Annotated in this window: 8 protein-coding genes and 1 pseudogene; 4 read left to right on the top strand and 5 right to left on the bottom strand. The window is 36.3% G+C overall.

All coding sequences use genetic code 11. The features are described from left to right. The first annotated feature begins 15 nt into the window (after positions 1 to 15). Together ileS and ACFIJ0_RS03255 are read left to right on the top strand one after the other, a co-directional pair. Positions 16 to 2,931, top strand: a complete 2,916-nt coding sequence (gene ileS, locus ACFIJ0_RS03260; protein ID WP_375624592.1) for an isoleucine--tRNA ligase — start codon at positions 16 to 18, stop codon at positions 2,929 to 2,931. A 176-nt stretch (positions 2,932 to 3,107) separates the two neighbouring features. Then, the gene (locus ACFIJ0_RS03255) at positions 3,108 to 3,599 is read left to right on the top strand and encodes a hypothetical protein (RefSeq protein ID WP_375624591.1); all 492 of its coding nucleotides are present in this window, start codon (positions 3,108 to 3,110) and stop codon (positions 3,597 to 3,599) included. 647 nt (positions 3,600 to 4,246) lie between these two features. Here the strand turns inward: ACFIJ0_RS03255 and ACFIJ0_RS03250 are convergent. After that, positions 4,247 to 4,693 carry a nucleoside deaminase gene (locus tag ACFIJ0_RS03250; RefSeq protein ID WP_375624590.1) on the bottom strand — a complete coding sequence of 149 codons (447 nt, stop codon included), beginning with the start codon at positions 4,691 to 4,693 and terminating at the stop codon, positions 4,247 to 4,249. Positions 4,694 to 4,963: 270 nt separating this feature from the next. Between ACFIJ0_RS03250 and ACFIJ0_RS03245 the strand changes: the two genes are divergently transcribed. Together ACFIJ0_RS03245 and rsmD are read left to right on the top strand one after the other, a co-directional pair. Then, entirely contained in the window at positions 4,964 to 6,364 is a 1,401-nt protein-coding gene (locus tag ACFIJ0_RS03245) for a pseudouridine synthase (RefSeq protein WP_375624589.1), read from the top strand. After that, positions 6,345 to 6,911, top strand: coding sequence for a 16S rRNA (guanine(966)-N(2))-methyltransferase RsmD (gene rsmD, locus ACFIJ0_RS03240; RefSeq protein WP_273790418.1), 567 nt, complete (start codon positions 6,345 to 6,347; stop codon positions 6,909 to 6,911). The genes ACFIJ0_RS03245 and rsmD overlap by 20 nt, the downstream gene beginning before the upstream one ends. A 1,474-nt stretch (positions 6,912 to 8,385) precedes the next feature. Here the strand turns inward: rsmD and ACFIJ0_RS03235 are convergent. From ACFIJ0_RS03235 to ACFIJ0_RS03220, 4 genes and pseudogenes are all read right to left on the bottom strand, one after another. Then, the gene (locus ACFIJ0_RS03235; protein WP_375616897.1) at positions 8,386 to 8,631 is read right to left on the bottom strand and encodes a DUF4170 domain-containing protein; all 246 of its coding nucleotides are present in this window, start codon (positions 8,629 to 8,631) and stop codon (positions 8,386 to 8,388) included. A 46-nt stretch (positions 8,632 to 8,677) separates the two neighbouring features. Continuing rightward, on the bottom strand, positions 8,678 to 9,481 hold the full coding sequence (locus ACFIJ0_RS03230; protein ID WP_375624588.1) for a 3'(2'),5'-bisphosphate nucleotidase CysQ: 804 nt from the start codon (positions 9,479 to 9,481) through the stop codon (positions 8,678 to 8,680). Then, positions 9,468 to 10,799 carry a TldD/PmbA family protein gene (locus ACFIJ0_RS03225; RefSeq protein WP_375624587.1) on the bottom strand — a complete coding sequence of 444 codons (1,332 nt, stop codon included), beginning with the start codon at positions 10,797 to 10,799 and terminating at the stop codon, positions 9,468 to 9,470. The genes ACFIJ0_RS03230 and ACFIJ0_RS03225 overlap by 14 nt, the downstream gene beginning before the upstream one ends. A 1,683-nt stretch (positions 10,800 to 12,482) precedes the next feature. Next, positions 12,483 to 12,931 (bottom strand): annotated as a pseudogene (locus tag ACFIJ0_RS03220) (hypothetical protein). Positions 12,932 to 13,310: the final 379 nt, after the last annotated feature.

The raw sequence follows: 13,310 nt of genomic DNA, 5'->3' as shown, positions 1-13,310 counted from the left end.
CAGGAATATTTCACAATGACTGTGAAAAATGAAACAATAGATTATTCAAAAACTCTTTATCTTCCACAAACAAATTTTCCTATGCGTGCAGGGCTTCCGCAAAAAGAGCTTGAATTGATGGCGCGTTGGGAAAATATCGGGCTTTATGAGCAATTGCGCCAACAAGCAAAAGATCGTCCATTTTATATTCTTCATGATGGTCCGCCTTATGCAAATGGTCATATTCATATCGGGCATGCTTTAAACAAAGTTCTAAAGGATGTGGTTGTTCGTTCATTCCAAATGCGCGGGTTTAATGCAAATTATGTACCTGGTTGGGATTGCCATGGGCTTCCAATTGAATGGAAAATTGAAGAAAAATATCGAGCACAAGGAAAAAATAAGGATGAGGTACCTCTTAACGAGTTTCGTCAAGAATGCCGTGAATTTGCACAGCATTGGGTAACCGTTCAGAGTGAAGAGTTTAAACGCCTTGGTGTCGTGGGAGATTTTAATACGCCTTATACTACAATGGCTTTTCATGCAGAAGCACGCATTGCCAGTGAATTGATAAAATTTGCTATGTCAGATCAGATTTATCGTGGTTCCAAGCCGGTGATGTGGTCTGTTGTGGAGCGTACGGCTTTGGCAGAGGCTGAGATTGAATATCATGATCATGAATCAGAGGTGATTTGGGTTAAGTTTCCTGTTTTTGAAGCAAATTCTGATGATTTATATGGTGCGTATGTCGTCATTTGGACAACAACACCGTGGACAATTCCTGCTAACCGTGCAGTGAGTTATTCTTCGCAGATTTCTTATGGTATTTACGAAGTTGAAAGTGCTGAAAATGATTTTGGTCCTCAAGTGGGAGAAAAGCTTCTCTTTGCAGACGCTTTAGCGATGAGTTGTGCAGAAAAAGCCAAACTTGTTTTGAAGCGTTTGCGTGTTATTTCTGCTGAAGAATTGAAAGCTCTTGTTCTTTCTCATCCACTCAAAGGTTTAGCTGGAGGGTATAATTATAAAATTGCACTGCTTGAGGGGGCGCATGTGACAGAGAGTGCTGGTACAGGGTTTGTCCATACAGCACCAAGCCATGGGCGTGAGGACTTTGAAATTTGGAATGATTATAAGTCCTTACTGGAGCAAGCAGGGATTGATTCATCTATACCGTTTCCTGTTGATGATGCAGGGTTCTATACGAAAGATGTTCCAGGTTTAGGACCAGATCGTGAAGGAGGACCTGCACGTGTTATTGATGATAATGGAAAAATGGGTGATGCCAATAAAGAGGTCATTAACGCTTTAATTAAAGCAGATCGATTGTTTGCACGGGGGCGTTTAAAGCATTCCTATCCCCATAGTTGGCGTTCAAAAAAACCCGTTATTTTTCGCAATACACCGCAATGGTTTATTTCAATGGATAAAGATTTTGGGGATGGTTCAACTTTACGTAGTCGGGCTTTGGAAGCTGTTTCAAAAACGCGTTTTGTGCCGTCTTCTGGGCAAAACCGCCTAGCTTCTATGATAGAAGATCGTCCTGATTGGGTTCTTTCTCGTCAGCGTTCTTGGGGGGTTCCTATTTGTATTTTTGCGAATGAGGATGGTGTTATTCTAAAAGATGAAGGTGTGAACAAGCGTATTTTACGGGCTTTTGAAGCAGAAGGGGCAGATGCATGGTTTTCTGAAGGAGCACGTGAACGTTTTTTAGGTGAGCGTGCACATGAGCCTTGGGTACAGGTTTATGATATTTTGGATGTTTGGTTTGATTCTGGAGCAAGCCATAGCTTTGTGTTAGAAGATCGGGCTGATTTGAAATGGCCTGCTGATGTTTATTTTGAAGGTTCAGATCAACATCGCGGATGGTTCCAATCTTCTCTTTTGGAAAGCTGTGGTACGCGTGCTTACTCTCCCTATAAGGCAGTGATCACACACGGTTTTACTTTGGATGAGAATGGTAAGAAAATGTCTAAATCTTTAGGCAATACGGTTGTTCCGCAAGAGATCATTAAAACATCTGGAGCTGATATTTTTCGTCTCTGGGTTATGACAACTGATTATTGGGAAGATCAGCGTTTAGGCAAAAAAATCCTTCAAACAAATGTGGATTCATATCGTAAACTACGCAATGCAATTCGTTGGATGCTTGGAACTTTAGCACATGATGATGGAGAAGAAATATCTTATGGTGCACTGCCGGATCTTGAAAAATTTATATTGCATAGGCTTTTTGAACTTGATCAGTTGATTAATCGCGCTTACGATGAATTTGATTTTAAAAAGATTATGCGTGCATTATTGGATTTTTCAATCATTGAGTTATCGTCATTTTATTTTGATATCCGCAAGGATTCTCTTTATTGTGATGCGCCTTCATCAAAAAAGCGCAAGTCCTCCTTGCAGGTTATCCGTGAGATTTTTGAGCGTATGGTAACATGGCTTGCTCCAATGTTGCCTTTTACTATGGAGGAAGCTTGGTTAGAGCGTTACCCAGAAAGCCAATCGGTGCATTTGGAACAATTTCGCTCTGTACCAGAAGAATGGCAAAATCAATCTTTGTCTGAGCATTGGAAAAAAATTCGGCAGGTCCGTAAAGTTGTTACAGGTGCTTTAGAGCTTGAACGCGTTGATAAGCGTATTGGATCCTCGTTAGAAGCCGCTCCTATTGTTTTTATTTCCAATCCGACTTTACGAGAAGCATTAGAAAATGTGGATATGGCAGAGGTCTGTATTACCAGTGCACTCACAATTACGCAGGATACAATACCTTCCGATGCTTTTACGTTGAATGATGTTGAAGGTGTTGGTGTATATCCAGAGAAGGCATTAGGAAAAAAATGTGCTCGATCATGGCGTTATACACAAGATGTTGGGAGTGATCCAGCTTATCCGGATGTATCTGCTCGTGATGCAGCTGCTTTGCGTGAATTGCAGATTCTTGGCAAGATTTAAAATTTTAGATCAAAGGAAAGAAATGCAAGTAAATTTCTCATATTGATGAATATAGTTTTTTGTGGTACGAAAAAATTCCGTTGTTTTATCTGCAGGGGGGGAATTTGTGTATGGACCATTCTCTCATAAATAACGGGAATATTAATTAGCCATATACTTAGGAAATGGGATAGGCAGTGAGAAAACGTGAAATAAAAATATTTCCAATAGGAATTTTAGGGATGTGCTTTGTTTTAACGGGATGCAATTTATCTGCTCCTACCTATGGTACCAATAAACCAGTTTCGATACAGTTTTTTGAAGATGTTGCTAATATTACTTCATTAACACCAACAAATAACAGCAGCCAGATTGTTATGAAACCTCATCCAAAACTTGTAATACCAAGCCCGAGTTCGCGCAGATTTTTACCGATGCCACAACAAGATAGATCTGTCAATGAAATAGCAGTATCGAAGAAGCATCAAGGAAATACTTCTTTTCTTCACAAAGGATCATCAGTTAATGGCGCTGGTTCAGAAAACCCTTCACAGTTGAATGCGAAGCAACGCCAGGAATATTTACGTCGTCAGAGAGCACAAGTTGGCAGTTCAAAATACCGGCGCTATCTCACTGAACCACCTTTAAGTTATCGCCAACCGGCAAAAACCGCACCTATTGGTCGATAGGGAAAAGACAAAATATTTAAAGTAAAGTATTTTTCCAATTACTTATGATACCAAGCTCTCATTTACGCACAGTTACAATGCTGCTGTAAGAGGGATCTTATTCTCGTGAAATAGCAATATGACAACAGCATTGAGAGAGTCCTTATGCGTTTCCTAACAAGAAACATTTCTCAAGCTCATTTTACAACATCGCTCATGTAGATAGTATAACGTAAAATCTATTGTGCTCCAACATCTTTATGCTTAGGAAAGAGAAAGCTGATACCATCATTTGATTTTTCAGATTCCAATGTTGCGACAATTCTTGCATTTGAGAGCCTTTATAATGGACATTTTTAGTCTTTTCTAAATCATTCTTTATCCAGACGATAATCCCGCTTATAATATACAAGAAAGTGGTTTTTATTGATTCAATGTCATTTGAAATGAGAGTATATCTACGATATTTTGAACTTTATATTTTATATACAAAATAATGAATTATTCTTATGAATGAATGTATCATCTAATAGAAGCAATATGCTGTCTTAAAAGAGAGAAAAAATTCTTCGAAATAGCTTTAGCTATATATATCAGAAGAATTAATAGTCTTTTTTAAGAAATAGGATAGTTTTTAAAGAGTGAAAGTTATGGAAGAAGAATTGTTTTTAGTATCGCTTTTGTACAAAAAAATCTTTAAGTAATTGAGCAGCTTCTTTTTCTTTAAAACCAGAATAAATTTCAGGTTTGTGATGACAGGTTGGTTGCTGATAAAAACGTGGACCATTTTCTATAGCACCTCCTTTGGGATCATTTGTTGCGTAATAGAGACGTCGTATGCGTGCAAATGAAATGGCAGCAGCACACATAGCACAAGGCTCAAGTGTTACATAAAGATCGCAATCAGGAAGTCTTTCGCTTTGCAATGTTTCGCAAGCCATACGGATTGCGCGCATTTCTGCGTGTCCTGTAGGGTCATATGCAGATTTTATAAAGTTACCAGCGCGTGCAATGATAGCTTTTCCACGTGTAATAACAGCACCTACGGGAACTTCGTTTTTTTTTGCAGCCCATTGAGCTTCTAAAAGGGCTATTTCCATGGGCGTCAAAGTCATAATATTCTTTTTACTGAAGGTATAGAAAATCTAAAGGTTATCTCGATAAGAAATGCGATGGAATGAATAATTTATTACGCTTTTATAATAAAAGGAATACCTCTATTTTTTTTAAGTGTTTAAAACAAACTTGCAAGGCAACAGATACATTATTGTCGTTAAAGGATAGAAAATGATAAATGATTATGCTACTTCCTTTTTCAGGATAAGCGGTATGGTGTATGTGAATAATTTTCTGAACATACTGGCAAAGATTGGTTTGAAACGCAAATGAATGAAAATAATGAGAGTGAACGAATTGCTAAAAGGTTAGCGCGTGCTGGCGTTGCTTCGCGTCGAGATGCGGAAATGATGATTGTTGCGGGTCGTGTTTCTGTGAATGGTGCAGTCGTGATAACGCCTGCTTTTAATGTTAGCCGCTCTGATGTTATTAAAGTTGATGGCAAACCTTTACCTCCTATAGAACGAACGCGTTTATGGCTTTACCATAAGCCAGCAGGCCTTGTCACCACGAACCGTGATCCTGAGGGCAGACCTACAGTATTTAGTAATTTACCAAAAGGAATGCCGCGTGTTCTTTCTGTTGGAAGGCTTGACATTAACACGGAAGGGCTTTTGCTTTTAACCAATGATGGTGGTTTAGCGCGTGTATTAGAGCTTCCTGTAACAGGATGGGTCCGCAAATATCGCGTCCGTGCTCATGGAAGAGTAAAGAAGAGCGCACTGGATAACCTTAAAAATGGTATTGCGATTAATGGTATTTTTTATGGTTCGATTGAAGCATCAATTGAACGTGAACAGGGATCTAATATATGGCTTTCTGTCGCTTTGCGTGAAGGAAAAAATCGTGAAATAAAGAATGTTTTGGGGGCATTAGGATTATCAGTTAATCGATTAATACGTGTATCGTATGGTCCATTTCATCTTTCTGATTTAGAAGAAGGAGCTGTGCAAGAGTTAAAAGGGCGGATGTTACGAGATCAGTTGGGGGAGCGTTTGATTATGCAAGCCAATGCAGATTTTGATGCTCCTATTCTTAAGCCATTTTCAAATTCTGTAGTTGTTGCAGAAAAGCAAAGCCAGAAAAATCTTTCTGTTGCAAATGATGGTTGGGTTTTCTCAAGTGAAAGGGCGATACGGCGCCGACCAAGAGATAGTTCTGTTGAACATAGTCGCGCACGATTAAGTACAAAGTCTCATGAGAATGTAAAGAAGGAGAAAAGTGAGGAAGGAAAAGTAGAGCGTTTTCTACCGCGTTCTCGCCGTGCTAATGTTTGGATGGCTCCTGGTGCACGTCCGCAGAGTACACGTAGAAAGCCTTCCTATAGTGAGGAGAAATCGCATGATCATAAGAGCGATTTGGATGGTAGAAAATCCTTTCATAAAGACAAGAAAAAACTAAAAGAGAGTCCGTCACACAAAGAGAAAAGGGAAAGTTTTGTTCAAAAACGTGGCAAAACATCTTATGATGAGATGCATTCCTTTGATAAGAAAGATCGCTTTTTAAAGGATAAAGAGAAAATGATAAAAAGTGGTCATGATGAGCATTCTTTTGAGAGAAAGAAAAAGGTAAAATCATTTGGTGGTTCTATGAAAAAATCTAAACCACATCGGGATGGTGCAAAAATTTCGAAGCGATTTGGAGGTTCACGTGCGGATCATAGGCGGTAAATTTGCTGGGCGTGTTTTGTTTTCGCCTGTTAATCAGTCGATTCGCCCAACGAGTGATCGTACACGTGAAAGCCTTTTTAATATTCTTTCTAGCCGTGAAGAACAATTCTGGACCAATAAACGCATTCTTGATCTTTTTGCTGGTACTGGTGCTTTAGGCATCGAAGCACTTTCACGTGGAGCAAAGGCGGCTGTTTTTGTTGAAAACTCGGTTGAGGGGCGTGGGTTGCTTCAAAAAAATATAGAAGCCTTTGAATTACAGTCGATAGGACGGATTTTGCGTCGTGATGCAACCAAACTTGGCAATATTGGCACAATGCTTCCATTTGATGTTATCTGCGCTGATCCTCCCTATAGCCGGTGTTTAGGTGAACGTGCTTTCGTAGAAGCTTTGCGAGGGGGGTGGGCAAAAGCTGATACACTCTTCATACTTGAAGAAAAGAAAGATACAATGATTCATTTACCTGACGTCTTTTATCTAGACGATGAGCGTTTTTATGGTGAGACAGCAATACGTCTCTATAAATTACGATCGCTTACCTCTTGAGAAAGTTCTTGTTTTTACCCGGTAGGATGAAAAAATGCTTCTTTACAATTTTCTTTATTTTATATCGTTTTTAAAAGGTTAAGCAAAAAGTAAATAAAAGATTCTAATTTTAAAGGAATTGATGAATTCTAATTTCATTATGTTTTTTGTCTCAATCTCTCATTTTTTTTTTGAAGTTTTTTATAGCCCCACAAGCGAGTCTTTTATAATATACGCTTTAATATAGAGAGACCATCTGTTCTTCTGTCTAGCCAAAAATTGCTTTCAGGTGTAATGCTATTAGACCTAAATTAGCAGTATGTATTGCTGCTAATTTTTGTAAGTTATGTGCTAATTTGTTAATTTCAGCTACATTAAAAGCGAAACGCATTGTCAAAGCTTTAGTGTACCATACAACCTATGACATGGGTTGTATCAATTTTTTTCAGCTCACTGAATAAATACTTCTTATGATTTTAGTGAGACTTTGAATTTTGCACGTTGGTATTTTAGAGACAAACTTATTTTTAGATATATCAGGTATTGTCAATTTTTCAAAAAATAATCCATATAGACATTATAACCTATATAAATACAACAAATAAAGTACGTTTAAAAGGAAGTTTAATCTCTATGATTTCATTTCAATAAAATGAATATGTAAAACTAATTTTTAAAAAAACTTTTGAACGGTATAGAGTTCTCATTTTAAATTGTGATATAATCTCTTAAATGTAATCCAGAAAAATCTAAGCTTGTTTAATAGAGAATTTCTTACAAGTCTTAAAGAAATTTAAATAAGAGTTTTCACAATTTTAAATTCTCTCTTTTCAGTAGATCGCATGATATATTATTCCTTTTAAGATTGTATATAATCAATACAAAATGATTAACTTATAGATTGTAGTTTTAAACGAGTACTCATGAAACCCTTATGAGGTAAGTTAACCTCATAAATCTATTCAGTTTCTCTAAGTTTTTAATTTTGGTAAGTTTCTAACGACTTTCATGGTTTCTAAGCTTACAGTAATAATCTGTTGAAAAAATTCCTATTGATAAGTAGGGAGTGCTAATAATCTCAACAGAGTAGTAATTGGTATCATTAATAATGCTACTCTTTTTATTAATCTTAACGCATTAATGTCTTATACCCCATTCAAGAGCAGAGTGACTATTCACAATATAATCATAAACTTCGAGTGATAGCTGTTATGATAATATTGCTGTTGTAAATAGGTTGATAGAACTGTCTTGTATTTTTATTAAGCGTAAAGATGGTGGTGCAACAATGGATTTTATACCTTGCACGGACACCATTATGAAATTGGGCTTGGGCGCCTTGAGAGATGTTTCCTTAAGAAAACATATGAATTTAAACAACAAGCATATTCTTTTTTACGGTGTTCTATTTTACCCGAAGAACGTACCTATGAAAAAGACGACTAAACAAAAGCGTGAAGCAATCGACAGGCTATAATGACCAAATATTCAAGCTTTATTCTGCATCGCCTAACTCAGCATCAAGAAACTGATGCAAATCTACAATGTAATAACGTTGTAATGCATTATCGACACTACTTTGTGCTTTTGCCTGCCATGCTTCTTGAGCGGATTGATAATCTGAGAAAATACCAACCACATCTAAATCATCAGGATTCTTAAATTGATTACTGTTAAGATTTTTTAATTCTCCACCAAATACAAGATGTAAATATTGTTTTTTTTCGTTGGTTTCAGTCATATGTGCCTCCATATCATTTAGATTATTTTAGCGCGCTTTTACGTGATTAAACTAACTTTGTTTGACGAACAACATCTATCATATCTTGACAGCAATTATTTTTACCAGCAATTAAAAGTCCATATTGGTAAGGTTCAATTCCATAAGATAGTAAAGGGGCATCAAGCGATAAAAAACACCCTCCACACTCCTGCAAAATAAGATCAGCAGCGGCAATATCCCATTCATGACAATTCGGACGAACTAATACGATATCAATTTCATCTTGAGCAACAAGAACAATACGATAAGCAAGAGAAGGAAGATAATGGTAAAGACTGACTCGATTAAGAAAATCATCTGGTAATTTTTGTGCGAGCGATTTATCAAGCGAAATTTTATATTTTCGATGCCCCCCGGAGGCTAAAAGAGGGAGTTTTATTCCATTTAATGTTGCCCCTCCACCCGTTACAGCTGCATAAATATCTCCTTGAGCCGGACACTGTAGAACGCCCACAATAGGACGCCCATTCTCAATAATAGCAACCGAAATACACCAATAAGGACTGCCAGAAATAAAACCTCGTGTTCCATCAATAGGATCAACCACAAAGAAGCGTTCATAACCTTGTTGTTCTCGATTATCTTTTGTTTCTTCTGAAATCCATCCATAATTTGGACGCGCTCCAAGAAGCTTCTCTTTCAAAAAATGATCAACAGCAAGATCTGCCTCACTGACCAGTGAATTACCCTCTTTAATCCAAACATCCAACGTGCATCCAAAATACCGCATTACTAAATCTCCTGCCTCTCGACAAACGTCACGCAAAAGATTTAAATCAGAAGAATGATGCGTGTTATTTTCCTGCAAGTGTCATCCCTTCAATTAACAACGTTGGCGCCGCTGTACCATAACGCCGATCAATATCATTGGCAGGTGTTAAATGTGCTAACATATGAAGCAAATCAGAACCTAGCGTTACTTCACTCACCGGATAAGCAATTTCACCATTTTCAATCCAAAAACCGGAAGCCCCACGACTATACTGACCAGTAATAAAATCAATGCCATGACCGAATAATTCGGTCACATAAAATCCATTTCGTAAACCTTTTATCATATCGCAAGGCGATACTAAACCCGGTTCAATAGCAAAATTTGTACTTGTCGGCTGCACTAATGATGCCGAACGCACACCATGTCCATTTGTTTTAAGTCCCAATTCACGTGCTGTAGATGATGAAAGAAGCCAATTTTTTAAAATACCATTTTCAATAATATTAAGTGTTTGGCCCTCTACCCCTTCTCCATCAAAAGGATGAGAAGCATTTCCACGTAATCGCAAAGGTTGATCGGTTACATTAACATTAGGCTTCATTACTTCCTTGCCTAGAAAATTCTGTAAAAGACTCGTTTTACGAGCCACAGAAGCTCCATTGACCATAGATGCGATATGCCCTGCAATTCCGCGAGCTGTACGCGGATTAAAAATAACATCAACGCCCCCAGTCTCCGCACGAACTGCACCCAAACGTCGAACAGCACCAAACCCCGCATTCTTTCCAACAGTTTCTGCTGCCTCTAAATCAGAAAAATGTAAGGCTGTTGTATAATCATAATCGCGCTCCATCTGTGTTCCTTCACCTGCAAGAGCACTACAAGAACGTGAAAAGCAACTGGAGCTATAAGTTCCACAAAAACCATCGCTGGTCACAAGAATAAACCCACTACGGCCATAAGCTGTTGCAGCGCCACCAGAATTGCTTACACCTTTAACATCAAGAGCTGCTGCCTCCGTTTTTAAAGCATCTTCTGTTAAAAAATGACTGCTTGGCACAAAATCATCAAAAAGATCAAGATCTTTAGGATGCTTAACCAAACACTCTTTATCTGCCAAACCTTCAAATAAACTATCGGGAGAAGCTTTAGCCATCGCAACAGCACGTTCCGCAAGTTCTTGCGGATAAGACGCTAAATTAGCAGAAACACTTGCTACTTTTTTTCCAACAAAAACCCTTAGAGTAAAATCATTGCTCTCTGCTGCTTCTGTTGATTCGACTTTCCCAAAACGAACTGATACACTGGTAGAATGAGCATGAACAATAACAGCATCAGCAGCATCTGCCCCAGAACGCCTCGCTGCTTCAACCAGTGAAACAGCTTTCTCAATCCGGTTTTTGTCAGTCATTATAGACTCCCTAAAATATTTTATTATTTACATTGATAAGCACTCTGACAAATTTATACAAATCAGAATATAACTCTTGTGTGTTTATTCATAAAATTACGCACATTTCATGCATTTTTTTCTTTCAATGCATCGAATAATTCCCTTTTTAGCTTCATGTCGTAAAATTTCTTTAATTTCAAGATTTCTCATTGCCTCTTATCATTTTAGATAACCCAATCTGTAATGACAATCAAATCAACCGAAAACTTGGCAACCAACAAAAGACCTAGCAATAACGCTTGAATTTAAGTCAAAATCCTCAAAAAATACGAAAAGCATAAAATGACCTAAGTCACAAGGCTTATGTCCTCTGGATAGTCAAATAACTTCCTTCATTCCTATAGCATTCTTTAATTTCTAAGCAAGAATCAAGCAAATTCCTTATATTTGTGTATACTTCTTTGCTTCTATAAACTCTCTCATAATAAGATGGCAATCTTGTAAACAAAAAACATAAACGGAATAAAAAATTTTTCCTTTCATTATGGTTTCAACAAAATGAGCAGCCATAAACTTCTTTACCCTCATGGACGTGATATCACAAAGAACTCATTTTTTATATTTATCAGAAATAAGTTATAATCATAACATTCTCTTTCGTTTCTAATGCGACTAATCGAAAGCATTTCATTTTTTCATGCGTCATCCTTAATCAGTTATTTGGTTATTAAACAGGCATAATTTGACCAACTTCTTTTTCCTAAAACACAAATCCTAAGATACTGGATAGATTTTGATTTAAGAACTATACTCTTTCCTCTTTCCCTTCCATTAAAAAATAAAGAAGCATAATATTGTCATAAAACGATAATCAACAAACCTTTTATATGAAACTCAACGTTGTATCTATCTTTCAATTCAATCTGCAATAAGCGTATTCTTTCAATTAATTTTGGCTCGTTTATCGCTCATAATTGTTTTAACAGATACAAAAATATTTGCAGAAACTGGGATCTCTGTACGCATTTTAAAAAGTCGCTTTTTAAAACATTTAAACCAAATATATACAATGATACGAAATTAATTTTACGGAAATTAAGAGTGTGCTTATTTATCCTTTAGAGCCTTTTAAAGCTGTGCTCTCTAGAAAGTCATCATCTTTTAATCAAAAAAACACTTTGATTTATAATGATAATTGATCGTTTTGTAATTTGCATAAAAGAATCAGATATCATTAAATTTTTTCCATTTTAAACTTATTTATGTTGAGGAAATCATAACTATTCGCTCTCACATTATGAATAGAGGGAATGTTGATAAAAACTATTTAAGAAGGAGTCAAAATGCCTTTTATGAATGCTCTCAAATCAAAAACTATCGTAATACTAGAAATTGGCAAATATCATGACAATATCAACCTACAAATTCACAAGAGCAGAAATCAGCTTCTACAACTTTCTTTATTTTCAGTAAAAATGCGCACCTTATAAGATTTTATATATTGAATAAAATTCAATGACTTTTATAAGATCTTTGATGCACAATTAATTTTCTCAGATGATTTGACTCGATTTCAACGACTAACTAAAAACCAGATCATAGCTCATCGATTTGTTATATATTCATAACTGATTTCATTCTAACAAGGTTAAGATTTCTGCACCTTTGTAAAGGCATTAACTTCTTTATAAATGGACACCCTTACGAGATGATTTTGTTTTCAGTAAGAACACGTCTGCTCATTTTAATCATTGCATCACGAAGGTGTAATTTAATTTTTGACCCAATAATCATTCCAAAGAAAGAAGAAAGTAAACCAGACATGGTTACAGTATGACGAATTTTGTTATTTGAAGAATCAGATTTTGTTAAACAAATATATTCATGATCAAAACTCATGTGAGTAAGAGGAAGTTTAGAACAATCAGAAAAGAAAACATTTTTTATAACTTTATCAAGTGTAAAAGTTACTGTGGGGACCTTTTTAGGTTTCATCGTCCTATAGCTCCTTTTTTGAAAGGACCAGAAAGTTCTACCTACTCAAGTTCACTATCCCAACAAGGCTATGATGCTACATCTTCCCATATAGCTCAAATTTGCTCAGCACTCGCTTCTGTGTTAATTTCCTCGCTATATACCCATTTAAACATGATAATCTCCCCTGTCTTAGAAATCATTTAGCTTTATTGCTAAAGAATAATATAAAAATTATTCTTAAAACTTTAATAACGATAACACACTTAATATTTTTATATTTACTTAAAATATAATGGTTAACTCAACAAGCGATACTAATAAAATAAACACACAAATGTTCAGTATAAATGAATAATATTTTCTACCTTAAATAAAAAAATATCTATTTTAAGTTCATACAATAACAAAGATAAAAGTTACGTACTATTTAGGATATAAATGCAGACTGCATAGTTGAAAGCTTTCAGCTGCTAATGAGATGTTGATGATTAATGTGTAGCCGAAAGAAATTAGACAAAAAGCTATCATAACTGTTGTCGTGAAATATATATC

The sequence above is a fragment of the Bartonella sp. OC68QHHN genome (assembly GCF_042193875.1).
GTDB lineage: Bacteria > Pseudomonadota > Alphaproteobacteria > Rhizobiales > Rhizobiaceae > Bartonella > Bartonella grahamii_A.
The sequence above is the reverse complement of the archived record's forward strand: the minus strand, read 5'-3'. Positions and strand labels throughout refer to the sequence as shown.

Coding starts and splice junctions, on each gene's coding strand:
- ileS (WP_375624592.1), top strand. CDS start 16: ATGACTGTGAAAAATGAAACAATAGATTATTCAAAAACTCTTTATCTT.
- ACFIJ0_RS03250 (WP_375624590.1), bottom strand. CDS start 4,693: ATGACTTTGACGCCCATGGAAATAGCCCTTTTAGAAGCTCAATGGGCT.
- ACFIJ0_RS03245 (WP_375624589.1), top strand. CDS start 4,964: ATGAATGAAAATAATGAGAGTGAACGAATTGCTAAAAGGTTAGCGCGT.
- ACFIJ0_RS03235 (WP_375616897.1), bottom strand. CDS start 8,631: ATGACTGAAACCAACGAAAAAAAACAATATTTACATCTTGTATTTGGT.
- ACFIJ0_RS03225 (WP_375624587.1), bottom strand. CDS start 10,799: ATGACTGACAAAAACCGGATTGAGAAAGCTGTTTCACTGGTTGAAGCA.